This window comes from Autumnicola lenta, from assembly GCF_031846515.1.
GTDB classification, from domain to species: Bacteria; Bacteroidota; Bacteroidia; order Flavobacteriales; family Flavobacteriaceae; genus Autumnicola; species Autumnicola lenta.
Window position 1 is genome coordinate 27,232 of the sequence record NZ_JAVRHO010000012.1, and the last position, 17,895, is coordinate 45,126.

The window sequence follows — 17,895 nt, forward strand, 5'->3', positions numbered from 1 at the left end:
CCACATTAATATAAGAAACCTCCGGGAATGTTTACGGGGTGAATTGAGAAAAAATTAGATTCGGGGCAGGCCCCGGGCAACCATACCCTCTTTGAGGGATTCAACATTACACAAAAATGACAGATTTCAACTTTCGTAAGTGGAACAAAATCCTGGGATGGCTGGTTTTTGTTATCGCACTTATCACTTACTCCTTAACCCTGGAACCTACTGCCAGTTTCTGGGATGCAGGAGAATATATCGCAACTTCTGCCAATCTTGAAGTCGGTCACCCCCCGGGAGCACCGTTTTATCAAATGATGGGGGCTTTCTTTTCTACGTTCGCACCAGATGATAGCCAGGTGGCATTAATGGTCAATTTCATGTCTGGTGTAGCCAGTGCCTTTACCATTCTGTTTATGTTCTGGTCCATTTCACTGCTTCTGCTAAAAATTACCGGGCCTGTTTCTAAGATTTCCGCATCTAAAAAAATGTCGGTTTTAGGCAGTGCTTTGGTTGGATCCCTTGCCTTTACTTTTACCGATAGTTTCTGGTTTAGTGCTGTTGAGGCTGAAGTTTATGCCATGGCCTCCTGTTTTATGGCCATTTTATTCTACCTGGGGCTGCTTTGGGAGAGGGATATGTTTAAACCACGTGGCAACCGCTGGGTAATCCTTATTTCCCTGGTTATTGGCCTTTCCTTTGGTGTCCACTTTCTTGGGTTGCTAACAATCCCTGCCATTGGATTCCTGTACTTCTTTAAAAATTACAAAAAAGTTACGGTAAAAAATTTCATTATTGCCAATGTGGTGGTGGTTGCCGTGTTACTGTTTATCTTTAAACTTCTGCTACCCTACACGCTAACTTTTTTCTCGGCTTCAGAAGTATTTTTTACCAACTCGCTGGGGCTTCCGTTTAATACAGGAACGATTATCGCTTTTGTCGTTATTGTGGCTGCATTCTACTTCGGAATAAACTATACCCGCAAAAGAAATTTTTATCAGCTAAACACACTGTTTCTTTGCATCCTCTTTATACTTATTGGTTTCTCCAGTTGGATGATGCTTCCCATTCGTTCCAACGCGCCAACGGTAATTAACGAAAACAGTCCCGACAATGCACGGGAACTACTGGCTTATTACAACAGGGAACAGTACGGGGAAACCCATCTTTTCTACGGCCCGCAATGGTCAGAAATGTATTCTGGCCTGGACGAGGATAATCCGTACTTGGATGCAAAGCCTCTGTACGAAAAAGATGAGGAACAGGGAAAATATGTTATTGTAAATGATTACAAGAACGCCAGGCAGAACCTGGATGATGATCATAAAGCTATTCTACCCCGAATGTGGAGCACCCAGCACGCCGTAAATTACATGGAGTTTACCGGCCCCCTGGAATTTACTGTTAAACCCGAATACCAGGGTGAAGAACAGCTCATGCAGGCGATCAACGAATTCCGGAGAAGTTATAACGCAAATCAACTGGACAATGAGGATTATCACCAGTTCCTGCAAAGGTTTAGTGATTATATAGATGTAGAAAAACCTTCTTTTGCCTCCAATATCGCTTACTTACTGGAATACCAGATTGGATATATGTACTGGCGTTACTTTATGTGGAATTTTGTGGGCCGGCAGGACGATGTGCAGGGAAAATATACAGACTTAAACGGAAACTGGCTTAGCGGCATCGATTTTATTGATGAAATGCACCTGGGACCGCAGGACGAGCTGCCCAGCGATGTGGAAAATAACAAAGCCAGGAACACTTACTATTTCCTTCCATTGATTTTAGGATTAATAGGCCTCGTCTTTCAGTTTAAAAGGGACAAAAATAATTTTTGGGTGCTGCTTGTTTTTTTCCTTTTCACCGGTATAGCACTTAAAATTTATCTGAATGAGCGTCCATTCGAGCCACGGGAAAGGGATTACGCCCTGGTTGGCTCTTTTTACGTTTTTGCGATCTGGATAGGCTTTGGAGTCTATGCGCTTATAGATATGCTCAAAGATTATTTAAAACCCAAACTCGCAGTACCTATAGTGATTATTGGTACTTTACTCGCCGTTCCTACGCTGCTGGCCAGTGAGAATTGGGACGATCATGACAGGTCCGGCCGCTATACCGCACTTGCAATGGCCAAGATGTACCTGGATTCTGTAGAAGAAAACGGCATTATTTTTACTATTGGAGATAACGACACCTTCGCTTTATGGTATGTACAGCAGGTGGAAAAGTACAGGACAGACGTGCGTGTTGTGAACACCAGCCTTTTTGCAACCGACTGGTATATTGACCAGATGAAGCGCAAGGCTTTTGAAAGCGACCCCATTCCGTCTCAACTGGAACACGATTTCTATACCGGTAAAAACGATGCTATATTTCTGGATGAGCGAACCAGTGATACACTTTCTATAAATACATGGTTAAATTATATTGAAAGTGATGACGCCCGCACACAGGCCGAGCTTAGAGGCGGACAAACCATTAACACGTTCCCTACCCAGAATATCAGAATACCCGTAAATAAGCAAAAGGTATTGCAAAACGGAATTGTACAGGAGGATGAGAGTGATCTTATTGTAGACCATATAGACATCCATATCGATCAAAGTGTACTGTACAAAAACAGGTTAATGATGCTGGATGTTATTGCCAATAACCAGTGGGAGCGCCCAATTTACTTTACCGGTGGCAGCTTTGGTGACGAGGATTACCTCTGGATGAAGGACTACCTGCAACTGGAAGGAGTGGCCTATAAGCTCGTTCCTATCCGCACCCCGGTTAACCCCAGGAATCCTTTTGATATGGGAAGGGTGAATACCGAAAAAATGTACAATATTGTGAAGAAATGGGACTGGGGCAACATGGGAGATCCAGATATCTATCACGATCCCGAAACCCGTAAAAATGCGATTACGTACAGAAGCAACCTTGCGCGCCTCGTAGAAAACCTTTTACAGGAGCAGGATACATCGGCTGCGAAAGAAATCCTTGATTTGGGTATTGAAAAAATGCCATTGGATAAATATGGCTATTATTCCCTTGTGGAACCCTTTATTGAAGGCTATTACGAAGTTAACGAAGTAGAAAAAGCAAGAAATCTCTGGGAACAGATTGCCACAAAATACCAGGAGAACCTTAGATATTACAGCACCTGGGACCAGGACAGGCAATATCGCTATGCAAGTGAAATTATAAACGACATTGAAAGGTACCGTTCCATTATAGACATTCTTGTAAGACAGCAGGACGAGGAGATTGTTAAGGAAAAAGCAGAAGAATTTAACGAGTATTTACGGTTATTCAGGCACTTTTATGCTGAAGATGAAGAAATAGATACCAATCCCGCTCCTTCGCAGCAATTAATTGAAGAGCAGTTTGACCGGGAACTGAATCCGCAGCAGGGAATAGATACTTTTTCTGAAGAAATTCCGGCGGAAGAGCTTCAGGAGTAAAAAATAATTCAGCCATAATTCATTATTTGTTTTAGGGCTGAATTTTCTTCGGAATAAAAGAATCAGGTTTTAATTAGCAGGCCGATAATAGCCATTTTTGGAAGTGCCCTGAAAATTAAAATTTTGAATGAACACCATAGGGTCCAGACAACATTTTCACCTCCTGCAAGGTTTAAAAATCCTTGTAGGTTTGTGTACTTGACATACCTACAAGGTTAAAAAAATCTTGCAGGAACATACAGACCATGTAAAAATAATCTTACTGGTAAAGTTAAGTACCGTAGAAACAAAATTTCATCTTCCGCAGAAAGTACCATGAACAAATTTCTGGTTAAATATCCTTCAGTTCTAAGGCGGCTTTACCCCCGCAGATGGACAAAAATGGAAATTCCGGAGAGTATTTACCTCACTTTTGATGACGGGCCAATTCCTGAAATCACTCCGTGGGTTCTGGACCTACTAAAGGAATATAATGCCCGTGCAACCTTCTTTTGCATTGGTGATAATGTGAAAAAACACCCGGAAATTTTCAGAAGAATACTTTCTGAAGGGCACAACGTGGGAAATCATACTTTTAATCATCTGGACGGCTGGAAAACCTCAACTTCAGCATATATTGAAAACGTTTTTAAAGCTGAAAAAGTAATAACTTCAGAAAAAAACGAAGAACTACAAACTACGAACTCCGAACTCCGAACTACAAACTACAAACCACAAACTACCAAACTATTCCGCCCTCCCTACGGAAGGATAAAAAACAGCCAGGCCCGAAAATTGGCAAATTTCGGTTATCAGTTGGTGATGTGGGATGTGATTAGCTGGGATTTCGATTCAGAATTAACTGAAGAAGAGTGCTTGAAAAATATTTTGAAAAATTCAGAAGAAGGGAGTATCATCGTTTTTCACGACAGCAGGAAAGCCTTTAAAAATCTGCAAAAAGTGCTGCCGCAGGTGCTGGAATATTACGAAAAGAAGAACTTCAGCTTTAAAAGCCTTTAAACGTACTCTTTAATAAGCCCTATAATGGTATTGGCATCCTGTTCCCCACTCTGCCGCCATTTCATCTCCCCGTTTTTATAGATCATTAGCGTGGGGAGGGCTTTTACGCGCAGGGCCTCTGCAAGCTGGGCATTTTTGTCTACGTCAATTTTTATCACTTTGGCCTTATCCCCAAGTGCAGCTGCAACATCCCTTAACACCGGGTGCATTGCTTTGGAAGCATCGTTCCATTCAGTATAAAAATCCAACAACACAGGAATGTTGAGATCTACTAATTCACCAAATTTTGACATAAAACCAAGCTTTTATCACAATTAGATTTATACACCTTAAATGCCGGCATACTCAAATATAGCAAATTCTTATTATTATGCAGGCTTAGGGCCTTTTTTCAGTTCAATTACACTTATTTCGGGCCATATTCCAACCCGCCCGGGATAAGCCAGAAATCCAAAGCCGCGGTTTACATTTAAAACCCTGCCCATTTCTTCATAGATTCCTGCCCAATGTTCGTAACGGTATTGCACCGGGCTCCATCGAAACCAGCCGGGAATTTCTATCCCAAACTGCATCCCGTGGGTATGGCCGCTTAAAGTTAACTGAAAATGTTTATCGTCTGTACGCACTTTCTCGTCCCAGTGTGAAGGATCATGGCTAAGCAGAATCTTAAAATCTTTAGCTGTTAATCCTTCAGAAGCCTTAGCCAGGTCGCCGTTCTTTTTAAATCCGCCGGCTCCCCAGTTTTCCACTCCAACAAGGGCAATTCGTTCGCCGTTTTTCTCCAGGAAGCGGTGCTCGTTCAGCATGAGGTCCCAGCCCATTTCTGCATGTATATCTTTTAAAGTGTCCATATTTGCCTTTTTGGCAGCTGCACTTTCCCAGTTTTTATAATCCCCGTAATCGTGATTTCCCAAAATAGAATATACGCCATCCCGGGCTTTTACGGTGGAGAACAATTCTTTCCAGTTCTGCATTTCGGCTGCTTCATTATTTACGAGATCTCCTGTAAAAAACACTACATCGCTGTCCTGTTCTCTCAACAAATCCACACCGTATTTAATTTTTTCATGGTTATCAAAACTGCCGCTGTGTATATCGCTAATCTGGCTAATCCTGTACCCGTCAAAAGCATCGGGCAAATCATCAAAATACAATGTATACTTCAAAACCCTGAAATCATACCTGCCTTTATACATTCCGTAAAGCATGGAAACAAAAGGAATTGCAGCGAGACCAAGCGCAATCTGACTGATAAATTTTCTTCTTGACGGCAAATTAAAGTCAGTGCCCGAATTTGTCAATTTTCGACCTCCACCTACAACAAGCCTCACAACATCTTCCCCAAACATAAAAATCAAAAAGATAAGCTTAGGTACAAAAAATACCAGGAAGAAACCTACGGCATAAGAGCGGGCACCGGCCCAGCCATCGCCTTCGCCACTGTTGAATTGATAAAGCAGGTTTGCCAGTACAGCAAGGGAGAGGAACAGGTAGATATAGTAAATCCAGGAATATCTGCTAACGGTTTTAAAAACCTGGTACGTATAAACGTCCAGCAAAACATAAATAACAACAAAAATAATCCAACGCATTGGCTTGTATAATTTTTGCGCGAATATACTTCTAATCTTTCTGTATAACTGCCTGTTATAGTTATTTTAGCTAATGATAAAATAGAAATTTTATATGCCCCCACTACAATCTTCAGCGTCTTACAAAACTATAAATTTGAATATCTAAGGTCTTAGAAGTATCTTTCACCCATCTTACATATAACAAGGAAATCCGGCTTTTTTTGCATACAAAATGTTTTCTTTGGCAAAATTTATAAGACAATATCAAAAATGTACAACTTACATAACTACTACATCTAAGACTAACTAACCAATGAATCAACAAAAATCTTATCGCACCGCATTTATTTTTTTAACTATCCTCTTTTTTCTCTGGGGCTTTATCACCGTGCTGGTCGATTCTTTAATTCCGAGATTAAGGGAGGTTTTCACCCTTAGTTATTTCCAGGCCGGGATGGTGCAATTTGCCTTTTTTGGCGCCTATTTCCTGCTCTCTATTCCCGCGGGTTATATTTTATCCAAAATTGGCTATAAAAGAGGAATTATTCTGGGCCTGGTGACCATGGCCGTGGGTTGTTTGCTTTTTTATCCAGCCGCATCCTATAGGATCTTCGGGGTTTTTATGCTTGGGTATTTTATCCTTGCCGGCGGAATTACAATTCTCCAGGTGGCTGCCAATCCTTATGTCACCATTCTTGGCCCGGAAAAATCTGCTTCCAGCCGCCTCAATCTCTCCCAGGCTTTTAATTCCCTGGGAACCGCTATCGCTCCGGTAATTGGCGCACTTTTTATCTTAAGCGACAAGGTAATGTCTTCTGAAGAAATCGCTTTTATGACTGAAGCTGAACAGAAAGATTATTACATCGCTGAAGCCTCTGCAGTACAAACGCCGTTTCTTGGCATTGCAGCATTTATAATTCTTATTGCCGTGGTCTTTTTGTTTGTAAAACTTCCGAAGATCGGAGATACAGCAGCATCCAACGACTATGGAAAAGTACTGAAAAACAAAAACCTTATTTTGGGTGCCATCGCGCTTTTCTTTTACGTAGGGGCCGAAGTTGCCCTGGGGAGTTATATGGTAAATTATTTTCTAAGCCTTGAATTATCTGAAACCATACGCGACACGCCCTTTATGCGGAACATCGCAGAATGGACCCTGAATTCAGGATTGACAGAATCCAGCAGCATGGCCATAGTAGGGGTTTTCGTCACATTTTACTGGACAGGTGCAATGGTGGGAAGATTTATTGGCTCTTATCTTACAAAAATTATGAATCCCGCAGTAGTGCTGAGTGTTTTTGCCTCCTGCGCAATTGGCTTATTGATAATCACCAATTTTAGCACAGGCCTTGTAGCAATGTGGACGATAATTGCCATTGGATTGTTCAACTCTATTATGTTCCCCACCATTTTCAGCCTTGCGCTGGACGGTCTGGGCGACGATAAACCGCAGGGATCTGGTGTACTTTGTACCATGATTGTGGGAGGTGCGATTATCCCGCCTGCCTACGGTTATATTGTGGACAGCTTCAGCTTTAATATTGCTTTTATCCTGGTGATGCTCTGCTATGCTTATATCCTCTACTACGGCTATCGCAATAAACGCCGGCAGGTCGCCATCTAAATCTTTTAAGCCGTTCATTTCTGAACGACTTTTCTTTAGAATGACATTATCTTTGTAGTTTTGGAATATTCTGTAAATAACATTTGAATCAATATATGTCCGCTCAAAAACGCTTATTCTTACTTGATGCATACGCCCTGATCTTCCGAGGTTACTATGCTTTTATTAAAAACCCAAGGATCAACTCCAAAGGTTTCGACACTTCAGCAATTATGGGTTTCACCAATTCGCTGTTTGATGTGATTAGACGGGAAAAACCAGATCATTTGGCGGTTTGTTTTGATAAAGAAGGTAGCGAAGTAAGAAAAGAACTGTTTAGCGAATACAAAGCCAATCGGGATGCCACTCCGGAGCCTATTATGCAGGCAATTCCAATAATTCAGGATATTTTAAAGGCGATGCACATCCCGGTTGTGGTGCTTCCCGGCTGCGAGGCCGATGATATAATTGGCACCCTTGCACAGCAGGCCGAAAAGGAAGATTACAAAGTTTTTATGGTAACGCCAGACAAGGATTTTGCGCAGTTGGTGACCGAAAATATTTTTATGTACCGCCCGGCAAGAATGGGAAATGGAATTGAAATATGGGGAATTCCTGAAGTTCAGAAAAAATTTGGTGTAGAGCGACCCGAGCAGGTGATCGATTACCTGGGCATGATGGGCGATGCCGTAGATAATATCCCCGGACTTCCCGGAGTGGGGGAAAAAACTGCCAAGAAATTTCTTAAGGAATTCGGCAGCATGGAAGAATTGCTTGCGAATACTACAAAGCTAAAAGGGAAAATGCGCGAGAAGGTAGAAGCCCATGCAGACCAGGGAATTCTTTCCAAAAAGCTCGCTGCCATTATCACCGACTGCGATGTGAAATTTCATGCTGAAGATTACGAACTTTCGATGCCTGATGCCGAAAAGGTCCAGGAGATTTTTGATGAACTGGAATTCAGAAGGCTGAAGGATCAGTTCTTAAAATTATTTAGCGGAGAAGAAGATCACCCGCAAACCCAGGTTACCAATTCCCCTTCGGCAAAGCAAAATGCACAAGCCGTCGCAGGAGCAGGGCAATTCTCCCTTTTTGGATCTGGAGGTGGAGAAAAAATTGAACCTACTTCAGGTAGAAAATCACTGGAAAATACAGCAAATGTATATCAAAGCTTAGGCACAGAGATGGCGCGGAAGCTTTTTCTTCAAAATTTAATTAAGCAACAGAGTGTAAGTTTCGATACACAAACCACGAGCACCAATCCTATGGATGCTGAACTTGTGGGAATCGCTTTTTCCTGGGAAACCGGAAAAGGTTTTTATCTTCCTTTTCCTGAAGATAAAGATGAATCTCAAAAGCTCGTTGAAGAACTGCGCCCTTTCTTTGAAAATGAAAACATCGAAAAAATTGGTCAGAATTTAAAGTACGACATTAAAGTAATGGCCAGGTACGGCATCGAAATCAAGGGAAAACTTTTTGATACGATGATCGCCCATTACCTGATAAATCCAGATATGCGCCACAATATGGATATCCTGGCGGAGACCTATCTCAATTATTCGCCGCAGCCTTTATCTGAAGTTGTTGGTAAGAAAGGAAAAAACCAGAAGTCTATGCGTGACATTCCGCTGGATCGCCAGTGCGAATATGCTGTAGAAGATGCAGATGTTATCCTTCAGCTTAAGCAATTTTTCGAAAAAGAACTTAATGAAGCAAACACGCGGAAATTATTTAACGAGATTGAAATTCCGCTGGTAAAAGTCTTGGCCGAAATGGAGCTTGAAGGAATCAATCTTGACGAAAAGTTCCTGAATTCACTTTCCGAAGCGCTGGATAGTGACATTAAGGAATTAGAAGAAAAAATATATGCCGATGCCGGTGAGGAATTTAATATTGGCTCTCCCAAACAATTAGGAATTATCCTTTTTGAGAAAATGGAGCTGGTAAAAAAACCTAAAAAGACCAAAACCGGACAATATTCAACGAGTGAAGATGTTCTTTCTGTACTGGCAAAAGATCACGAAATCATTCAGCGTGTCCTGGATTACCGCGGACTCGTAAAATTAAAGAACACCTATATAGATGCGCTGCCCGGGCAGATCGAAGAAACCACCGGCCGCGTGCATACAGATTACGTACAGACCATTGCCGCAACAGGCAGATTAAGTTCCAATAATCCTAACCTTCAGAATATACCTATAAGGACAGAAAGAGGACGGCAAGTGAGAAAAGCTTTTGTACCAAGGGACGAAAATTACATTTTACTGGCTGCCGATTATTCCCAGATTGAATTACGAATTATCGCTGCACTTAGCAAAGAGGAGACTATGATTAAAGCATTTAGAGAAGGTGAAGATATTCACGCCTCTACAGCTGCCAATGTATTTAACGTGCCTATAGATGAGGTAACCCGCGAACAAAGGAGCAATGCGAAAACTGTCAATTTTGGGATCATATATGGAGTTTCAGCTTTTGGCCTTAGTAACCAGACCAGCCTGAGCAGGTCGGAGTCCAAAGAATTGATTGACACCTATTATAAAACCTATCCTAAACTCAGCAATTTTATCAGTGATCAGGTAGATTTTGCAAGGGAGAACGGTTATGTCCAGACGGTTTTAGGAAGAAGAAGGTACCTAAAAGATATTAGTTCGCAGAATGCGATGGTAAGAGGTGCTGCGGAAAGAAACGCTGTAAACGCTCCTATCCAGGGAAGCGCTGCAGACATCATTAAATTAGCCATGATCAACATCCACAAAAAGCTGAAGGAAAGTAAATATAAAACTAAAATGCTCCTACAGGTACACGATGAACTTGTTTTTGATGTTTACAAGCCGGAATTGCAAGAAATAAAAAAGATGATCAAGTTCGAAATGGAAAATGCTTTTAAGCTGGAAGTACCTTTAGACGTAGATTTGGGAGAAGGCCAAAACTGGCTGGAAGCACATTAGTGATTCTGGTAAGTTCATTGCTTAAAGACTACTGTTATTAATAAAAAAACGAATTAAGACAACACCTTTTGCAAAGGTTCAGTCGGCTTTTTTCTCATACTCTATAGAAATTATAGTTATACCAGAAGCATCAGTTGTACCAGGGTCATTTACATAAGCAGCGGATTCCATTCTGGAAACATCAAATTCAAATTTGCCATCATTGAGAGAGATGGTTTTCGTTTGCGAATAAATTTCACCATCAATGGAAATATTCAACGTAAGCTTATTTCCTTCAATTTGCCAGCTACCTCTATCTTTCCGGTCCTCAAGGCAAGCAAATGCGTCGCTATCTGTACCAGCTTCAAAATTCATTTGAGAATTGGTGGTTGTAAACTTGCTGTTGCTTTTAAAAGTAATAGCCATACTTTTAAAACAATTTGTTTCCAGCAAAATATTTGTATTTAAAGAACCATCTCCATTTAAATCTACCGGGGTATCTGTAATTAATTTAGATATACCCCATTCCCCATAAAGGTTTGATGGTGTAATTACAACATTAGACGCTATATTCTTTTCAGAATCCATGGGTGTATCACTCTTGCTACATCCTGTGAGGATACTAAGTAGAACTATTAATATAAACGGCTGGGTAGCTTGTTTTAACTTCATTTTCAGATAATTTTAAAACAAACTTATTTATTTAATAATCTGAAATATAAACATTTACATAGTTTAACTTATTGCAAATAACTGAAAATGAAGGAATTAAATTACATAAAAAGCATTTTATAATTAAATAAAGAAGACTTAAGGAGCTATATGTACTGCGAAATACCTCAAATAATTTACTTTTTAGTCAATGCGTCATGACAGACTTTAACACAAAATTGGCAAACTGGAAAACATGTTCAATTCATCATTTTGTAAGAACCTATTGATCATTTGCAATCCATCTAGTCTTGATCAAAATTATACTTGTGCAGTACCTTTATGTGATACCGATGAAAGAAAAAATAAGCATTCCGGCTGAGATGCGTTGGCAATTAAAAGTTGGCGGGCAAAGGCATTAAAACAAAAACCCTCCCAGAATTAAATCTGGGAGGGTTTTCTACTAACAACACTAAACTAACCGTTTTAAATTCCTTCTATTGCACTTTTGTATAAATCGTTTCCAGCCTTGTAATTTCAGAAACAACAGTGGTATCACGTCCGTCATTAATATAATTTGCACCATCAACTTCACTAGCTGTGGTTATTACATGTAAAAGTTCCTCTCCATTTTCGTTGGTAAGTTCAATGGTTTTTGAATCTGTGTAAGTCACTCCATCTACATCAAATGTCACCTCTAGGACCGAACTATCACTATTGTTAACCACATCATATTCTGCGAAGTAGATACCATAACTACAGTCAAATCCATTTTTAAAATCCAGTTTTGCCTGACCAGTTTTTACCGATCCATCCTCATTAAAAACAAAATACATTTCATTAAAACAAGTAGTTTCCTCCAGAATATTAGAACTAATATCAGCACTATCATTGGTGTAAGGCTCATCAAGATCTACCGCAACATCTGAAGTCATAGAAGAAAGTTCCCATCTGCCAATAAGGCTACTTTGCTCTATTGTTGCATTGCTTACCTTCAGAACTTCTGCGCCTGCAACTGCCATTTCATCATTTTCAGGCTCACAAGAAGTCGTAAAACCTGCAACCATCACAATCATCCCAAATGCTCCGGCCAATTTGTTTAATCTGTTCATAATCATTCATTAAGATTTGGTCACGCAAATGTAGACAACATAAAAACGTTTTATGACTCTATTAACACAAATAATACTCTTTATCGATTTTTTAACACATTTCACCGTTTGACCCCGGTTCTAGATATAACTTTTATCTTCTCCAGGCTCAATCTCTCAGGTTCTTTGCTATTAAATTTTTAGAAGACAGAATACTTCTGACAATCAGCCTTTTCCACCTCCATAAAATAATGAAAGTCCTGTTTGCTATATGAATTTATAATTGTACATTTGCAGCCCGTTTTCCCAAGAGCAAAATTGGGATTATGGGAATGGAATGTTTAATTATTAAGTAAAACTATTTAGTGTGGACACATTAAGTTACAAAACAGTATCGGCCAACAAGGCCACCGTTACCAAAGAATGGGTACACGTAGATGCTGAAGGACAAACACTGGGACGTCTTGCTTCTAAAGTAGCAAAATTACTAAGAGGAAAGTACAAACCCAACTTCACCCCACACGTTGATTGCGGAGACAACGTTGTTATAACCAACGCTAGCGGAATCAACTTAACCGGGAAGAAATGGGATTCTAAAGAATACATTCGCCACACCGGTTATCCAGGTGGACAAAAAAGTCTTACAGCATCCGAGTTATTCAACAAAGCTCCTGAGCGTTTGGTGGAAAAAGCGGTAAAAGGAATGCTACCTAAAAACAAATTAGGAGCAGACCTATTCAGAAATTTAAAGGTTTATGCAGGATCTGACCATGATCAGGAAGCTCAAAAACCTAAAACTATTAACTTAAACGATCTTAAGTAATGGAGGTTATTCACAAAATTGGTCGTAGAAAGACGGCAGTTGCACGTGTTTATGTTTCTGATGGAAATGGGAACATTACCGTGAACAAAAAAGAAATGAACGATTACTTTACTACAGGTACTCTTCAGTACAAAGTTAATCAACCGCTAAACCTTACCGGTAACGATAAAACTTTTGATGTAAAAGTAAACGTTTACGGAGGTGGAATTACAGGTCAGGCAGAAGCTATTCGTCTTGCAATTTCCAGAGCTATGGTAGAACTTGACGAAGAAAACCGTACTACTCTTAAACCAGAAGGTTTATTAACAAGAGATCCACGTATGGTAGAACGTAAGAAATACGGACAGAAGAAAGCCCGTAAGAAATTCCAGTTCTCTAAACGTTAATTATTTGGGCACAGCCCTAAAAGTTCATTTAAAATTAAAAAGATTTTTGTTGTTATTCCGGAGTCACACTGAGCTTGTCGAAGTGCCGGAAGTTAGTTTAGCATCTAAACAAGCAAGGCCGTATTTAATAATAAATAGCCACTTGCCTGTTGCTATCTTCAACAGAACGTAAACTATTACAAAAATGGCAAACAAAGTAGAAGTAAAAGAATTACTTGATGCAGGTGTACATTTTGGACACCTTACAAGAAGATGGAATCCAAACATGGCTCCTTACATATACATGGAGCGTAACGGGATTCACATCATCAACCTTTACAAAAGTGCTGCTAAGATGGAAGAAGCCGGTGAGGCTTTGGCAAAAATCGCAGCCAGTGGTAGAAAAATACTTTTCGTAGCTACCAAAAAACAAGCAAAAGAAATTGTAGCTAAACAAGCTGAGAAAGCAAATATGCCTTACATCACAGAAAGATGGCCCGGTGGAATGCTTACCAACTTTGTAACTATTCGTAAAGCTGTTAAAAAAATGGCTTCTATCGATAGAATGAAAAAAGACGGTACGTTTAACACGCTTTCTAAAAAAGAACGTCTGCAGGTAGATCGTCTTAGAGCTAAGTTAGAGAAAAACTTAGGTTCTATTTCAGATATGTCCAGACTTCCGGCAGCTTTGTTTATCGTTGATATTACACGTGAACACATTGCAGTTAAAGAAGCTCAAAAATTAAACATTCCAATATTCGCGATGGTGGATACCAATTCAGATCCACGTGAAGTAGATTATTTGATCCCTTCTAACGACGATGCTTCAAAATCTATCAGCAAGGTGATTTCTTATGTTGCAGATTCTATTGTTGAAGGCTTATCAGATAGAAAGACGAGCAAAGATTCTAAGAAGAAGGACGAAAAAGATGACGCCGCTCCTAAAGCAGCAAAATCTGAAAAAGCTCCAAAAGCAAAAGCAGAGAAAGCTGAAGTTCCTTCTACAGATCCTGAAGACAAAAAGGCAATGCAGGAAGCTCAACAAGACGTAAAGCTTCAATCTAAGCAACAAACTTTAGATAAAGCTTCCGACGCTAACGGAGAAGAAGAATAAACATAACAGTTTGGTAAATTTTATAAGTCGTTTAGTTCATTTCTTTGTAATTGTCTAAACGACTTGTTAATTCTAAATAAAAAATAATACTATGGCTAAGATATCCGCCGCAGAAGTAAATAAACTAAGAAAAGCTACCGGTGCAGGGATGATGGACTGCAAAAAAGCTTTGGTAGAAGTTGATGGTGATTTTGACAAAGCAATTGAAGTGCTTCGCAAAAAAGGTCAAAAAGTTGCTGCAAAGAGAGCAGACAGAGAATCCAGTGAGGGTGCTGCAATTGCAAAAGTAAATGGCGATAACACTAAAGGTGTCGTTATTTCCCTTAACTGTGAAACAGATTTTGTTGCCAAAAACGAAGATTTCGTAGCTTTAGCACAAAGTCTTGCTGAACTTGCTCTGGATTACAATACTAAAGAGAAACTTTTGGCTGCAGATTATAAAGGAATCACTGTTCAGGATAAACTTACTGAGCAAACAGGTGTTATCGGTGAGAAAATTGAGATTGGTGCGTTCAAAACGCTTCAGGCTCCTTTTGTAGGTTCTTACATTCACGCAGGTAATAAAATCGCTGTTCTTACAGGTCTTTCTGCAAACGTAGACGGTGCAGATGAAGCTGCTAAAAACGTTTCTATGCAAGCTGCTGCAATGAATCCCGTTGCTTTAAATGAAGACGGAGTAGATCAGACTACTATTGATAAAGAAATTGAAATTGCAAAAGATCAATTGCGCCAGGAAGGAAAGCCTGAAGAAATGCTTGATAAAATCGCTAAAGGAAAAATCCAGCGTTTCTTTAAAGACAATACTTTAGTGAACCAGGATTACATAAAAGGCAACAAAGAAAGCGTTGCAGATTATGTGAAATCTGTAGATTCTCAACTTGAAGTTATCGCTTTTGAAAGGGTTGCTCTTGGTGAGTAATTTCTTCTGAAGAAAATATTTTAAACCGCTTTCTTAATCAGGAAGCGGTTTTTTTCTTTTAATTATCTTTAGATGAAGTGTCACCTTGAGCGAAGTCGAAAGGTCAGCATTATATTTACTGTAAGCCGATAATTGCCATTTTTAAGCATTCACATTTTTTCCTACACGAAAACCTCAAAATCCAGATTTTCTATGTCTGATAAAATCTTCAAATTCAAAGAATTCTCTGTAGAACAGGACAAATCTGCGATGAAAATAGGTACAGACGGTGTTTTACTTGGTGCGTGGACACCTCTGGAACATAATCTGGAGTCAATCCTGGATATTGGAACAGGAACCGGGCTTATCGCTCTCATGATGGCTCAACGATCTTCCGCTTTTGCCATAGACGCCATAGAAATTGAAGAAAATGCTTATGAACAGGCAGTCGAAAACTTCGAAAACAGCGATTGGGGAGACAGATTGTTCTGTTACCATGCAGATTTAAATGAATTTGCTGAAGAAATGCAGGATGAGGAAAAATACGACCTCATTATTTCCAATCCGCCGTTTTATGCTGCTCCCTTATCTCCGGAAGTAGCCGAAAATGAGCAAAAAATACCAAAGGCAAGGAAAATGGCTCGCTTCTCAGATTCCCTTCCATTTGATCACCTGGTACGCGGAGCTTCCTTATTACTTTCTGAAAAAGGGATCTTCAGCGTAATAATTCCTTATTCTGAAGAAGAAAATTTTATAGATCTTGCATCCAAAGTTCATCTTTTTCCGAAGAAAATTACCCGCGTAAAAGGAACTGAAACCAGTGCCTTAAAAAGGTCTTTACTGGCATTTTCTTTTCAGAAAACTGCGGTACAAACAGATGAATTGATTATCGAAATTTCCCGTCACAACTATACTGAAGCTTATAAAAAACTGGTAGCGCCCTTTTATTTAAAGCTATAATCACAGTTTCCCGAATCCCTTCTGCAAGGTTTTCGAAACCTTGTAGGTTTTATTAGAAACTCAAAATTTTCTCCAGGTTTCCGCAGAAAAAGGCTTTGTTTGCTGCAAAAGTCCTCGTTATATTTGTGAACAAACTCACCGGCATGAAAGAAGATCTTTTCCAGGCTCCCGATTATTATAACCTTGACGAACTAATTACAGAAGAACATAAGGTGGTTAGGCAAGCCACAAGGGCCTTTGTAAAAAAGGAGATTTCCCCCATAATTGAAGAAGCAGCACAGGAGGCTAAATTTCCGAAACAGCTTTTAAAAGGACTGGGTGAAATCGGTGCTTTTGGTTGCTTTATTCCCGAAGATTTCGGTGGTGCCGGTATGGATCAAATTTCCTACGGACTCATTATGCAGGAACTTGAACGCGGTGATAGCGGGATTCGTTCTACAGCTTCGGTACAAACTTCTTTGGTAATGGATCCAATTTTTAAGTACGGAACCACAGAGCAGCGGGAAAAGTTTCTTCCGAAACTCGCTACCGGGGAAATGATTGGTTGTTTTGGCCTAACCGAACCCGACCACGGGTCCAATCCTGCGGGAATGCGCACCACTTTTAAAGACAAGGGAGATCACTATTTACTAAACGGGTCGAAAATGTGGATTTCTAATGCCCCGTTTGCAGACATAGCCATTGTATGGGCAAAAGACGAAAATGAGCGTATCCACGGACTTATCGTAGAACGCGGGATGGAAGGGTTTTCCACTCCCGAAACTCACAATAAATGGTCACTTCGTGCCAGCGCTACCGGAGAATTGGTATTTAACAACGTGAAAATTCCAAAGGAAAATCTCCTACCCAACAAAAGCGGACTCGGAGCACCTTTAGGCTGCCTGGATTCGGCGAGATTTGGAATTGCCTGGGGAGCAATTGGCGCAGCTATGGATTGTTATGATACCGCCTTAAAATACGCAAAGGAACGTGTTCAGTTTAACAAACCCATAGCCGCAAAACAGCTTCAGCAGAAAAAACTGGCAGAGATGATTACGGAGATCACAAAAGCACAATTATTGTCCTGGAGACTGGGAACGCTCAAGAACGAAGGGAAAGCAACTTCCGCACAAATTTCTATGGCTAAAAGGAACAATGTCCAAATGGCGCTGAAAATAGCGAGGGAAGCCCGCCAAATCCTTGGTGCAAACGGTATTAGCGGTAATTATAGCATTATCCGGCACATGATGAACCTGGAAAGCGTGATTACTTACGAAGGTACGCACGATATTCATCTCTTAATTACGGGAATGGATATTACAGGGCATTCAGCTTTTTAAATTTAGTAAAAAGTTAAAAGAGGAAATGAGTTAAAAGGTGATGCAGTGAAGATTGAAAAGTTGTGTCATATCGAGCCTTTGGAAATGCTTCTCGTAGCAGCTGAAAGGCCTTAAAAAAGAATAGGATATTTGGA

General features: G+C 40.2%; 14 protein-coding genes. 10 read left to right on the plus strand and 4 right to left on the minus strand.

What is annotated here, in order from left to right; all coding sequences use genetic code 11:
* Positions 1-116: 116 nt before the first annotated feature.
* Both RM545_RS09780 and RM545_RS09785 read left to right on the plus strand, forming a co-directional pair.
* Positions 117-3,437: a glycosyltransferase family 117 protein gene (locus RM545_RS09780; protein ID WP_311495142.1), complete on the plus strand. Its 3,321-nt coding sequence runs from the start codon at positions 117-119 to the stop codon at positions 3,435-3,437.
* Between the two features lie 315 nt (positions 3,438-3,752).
* Positions 3,753-4,436, plus strand: a complete 684-nt coding sequence (locus tag RM545_RS09785; RefSeq protein WP_311495143.1) for a polysaccharide deacetylase family protein — start codon at positions 3,753-3,755, stop codon at positions 4,434-4,436.
* Here the strand turns inward: RM545_RS09785 and RM545_RS09790 are convergent.
* Both RM545_RS09790 and RM545_RS09795 read right to left on the minus strand, forming a co-directional pair.
* The gene (locus RM545_RS09790; protein WP_311482691.1) at positions 4,433-4,729 is read right to left on the minus strand and encodes a thioredoxin family protein; all 297 of its coding nucleotides are present in this window, start codon (positions 4,727-4,729) and stop codon (positions 4,433-4,435) included. The two genes, RM545_RS09785 and RM545_RS09790, sit on opposite strands and share 4 nt — an antisense overlap.
* A 75-nt stretch (positions 4,730-4,804) precedes the next feature.
* The gene (locus tag RM545_RS09795) at positions 4,805-6,028 is read right to left on the minus strand and encodes a metallophosphoesterase (protein WP_311495144.1); all 1,224 of its coding nucleotides are present in this window, start codon (positions 6,026-6,028) and stop codon (positions 4,805-4,807) included.
* Positions 6,029-6,323: 295 nt separating this feature from the next.
* On the opposite strand from RM545_RS09795, the gene fucP reads away from it, so the two are divergent.
* Positions 6,324-7,634, plus strand: a complete 1,311-nt coding sequence (fucP, locus tag RM545_RS09800; RefSeq protein ID WP_311495145.1) for an L-fucose:H+ symporter permease — start codon at positions 6,324-6,326, stop codon at positions 7,632-7,634.
* Between the two features lie 95 nt (positions 7,635-7,729).
* Positions 7,730-10,561: a DNA polymerase I gene (gene polA / locus RM545_RS09805; RefSeq protein WP_311495146.1), complete on the plus strand. Its 2,832-nt coding sequence runs from the start codon at positions 7,730-7,732 to the stop codon at positions 10,559-10,561.
* A 78-nt stretch (positions 10,562-10,639) separates the two neighbouring features.
* Here the strand turns inward: polA and RM545_RS09810 are convergent, their stop codons facing one another.
* Positions 10,640-11,212, minus strand: a complete 573-nt coding sequence (locus tag RM545_RS09810) for a lipocalin-like domain-containing protein (RefSeq protein WP_311495147.1) — start codon at positions 11,210-11,212, stop codon at positions 10,640-10,642.
* A 476-nt stretch (positions 11,213-11,688) separates the two neighbouring features.
* Positions 11,689-12,303: a lipocalin family protein gene (locus RM545_RS09815; protein WP_311495148.1), complete on the minus strand. Its 615-nt coding sequence runs from the start codon at positions 12,301-12,303 to the stop codon at positions 11,689-11,691.
* A gap of 346 nt (positions 12,304-12,649) precedes the next feature.
* Here RM545_RS09815 and rplM point away from each other — a divergent pair, with 346 nt between their 5' ends.
* The 6 genes from rplM to RM545_RS09845 all read left to right on the plus strand — a co-directional run bounded on the left by rplM (position 12,650) and on the right by RM545_RS09845 (position 17,761).
* On the plus strand, positions 12,650-13,105 hold the full coding sequence (rplM, locus tag RM545_RS09820; protein ID WP_311482696.1) for a 50S ribosomal protein L13: 456 nt from the start codon (positions 12,650-12,652) through the stop codon (positions 13,103-13,105).
* Positions 13,105-13,491, plus strand: coding sequence for a 30S ribosomal protein S9 (gene rpsI / locus RM545_RS09825; RefSeq protein ID WP_311495149.1), 387 nt, complete (start codon positions 13,105-13,107; stop codon positions 13,489-13,491). The genes rplM and rpsI overlap by 1 nt, the downstream gene beginning before the upstream one ends.
* Before the next feature lie 184 nt (positions 13,492-13,675).
* Complete coding sequence (gene rpsB / locus RM545_RS09830; RefSeq protein ID WP_311495150.1) at positions 13,676-14,584, plus strand: 30S ribosomal protein S2; 909 nt, start codon at positions 13,676-13,678, stop codon at positions 14,582-14,584.
* A gap of 91 nt (positions 14,585-14,675) precedes the next feature.
* Positions 14,676-15,503 carry a translation elongation factor Ts gene (tsf, locus tag RM545_RS09835; protein ID WP_311495151.1) on the plus strand — a complete coding sequence of 276 codons (828 nt, stop codon included), beginning with the start codon at positions 14,676-14,678 and terminating at the stop codon, positions 15,501-15,503.
* 192 nt (positions 15,504-15,695) lie between these two features.
* Positions 15,696-16,442, plus strand: coding sequence for a tRNA1(Val) (adenine(37)-N6)-methyltransferase (locus RM545_RS09840; protein WP_311495152.1), 747 nt, complete (start codon positions 15,696-15,698; stop codon positions 16,440-16,442).
* A gap of 143 nt (positions 16,443-16,585) precedes the next feature.
* The gene (locus RM545_RS09845) at positions 16,586-17,761 is read left to right on the plus strand and encodes an acyl-CoA dehydrogenase family protein (protein WP_311495153.1); all 1,176 of its coding nucleotides are present in this window, start codon (positions 16,586-16,588) and stop codon (positions 17,759-17,761) included.
* Positions 17,762-17,895 lie beyond the last annotated feature (134 nt).

Excerpts from the sequence above, each read along its gene's own strand:
- RM545_RS09845 (WP_311495153.1), top strand. The coding sequence starts at position 16,586 with ATGAAAGAAGATCTTTTCCAGGCTCCCGATTATTATAACCTTGACGAA.
- tsf (WP_311495151.1), top strand. The coding sequence starts at position 14,676 with ATGGCTAAGATATCCGCCGCAGAAGTAAATAAACTAAGAAAAGCTACC.
- RM545_RS09790 (WP_311482691.1), bottom strand. The coding sequence starts at position 4,729 with ATGTCAAAATTTGGTGAATTAGTAGATCTCAACATTCCTGTGTTGTTG.
- RM545_RS09840 (WP_311495152.1), top strand. The coding sequence starts at position 15,696 with ATGTCTGATAAAATCTTCAAATTCAAAGAATTCTCTGTAGAACAGGAC.
- polA (WP_311495146.1), top strand. The coding sequence starts at position 7,730 with ATGTCCGCTCAAAAACGCTTATTCTTACTTGATGCATACGCCCTGATC.
- RM545_RS09810 (WP_311495147.1), bottom strand. The coding sequence starts at position 11,212 with ATGAAGTTAAAACAAGCTACCCAGCCGTTTATATTAATAGTTCTACTT.
- RM545_RS09815 (WP_311495148.1), bottom strand. The coding sequence starts at position 12,303 with ATGAACAGATTAAACAAATTGGCCGGAGCATTTGGGATGATTGTGATG.
- rpsB (WP_311495150.1), top strand. The coding sequence starts at position 13,676 with ATGGCAAACAAAGTAGAAGTAAAAGAATTACTTGATGCAGGTGTACAT.
- fucP (WP_311495145.1), top strand. The coding sequence starts at position 6,324 with ATGAATCAACAAAAATCTTATCGCACCGCATTTATTTTTTTAACTATC.
- RM545_RS09795 (WP_311495144.1), bottom strand. The coding sequence starts at position 6,028 with ATGCGTTGGATTATTTTTGTTGTTATTTATGTTTTGCTGGACGTTTAT.
- rpsI (WP_311495149.1), top strand. The coding sequence starts at position 13,105 with ATGGAGGTTATTCACAAAATTGGTCGTAGAAAGACGGCAGTTGCACGT.
- RM545_RS09785 (WP_311495143.1), top strand. The coding sequence starts at position 3,753 with ATGAACAAATTTCTGGTTAAATATCCTTCAGTTCTAAGGCGGCTTTAC.
- RM545_RS09780 (WP_311495142.1), top strand. The coding sequence starts at position 117 with ATGACAGATTTCAACTTTCGTAAGTGGAACAAAATCCTGGGATGGCTG.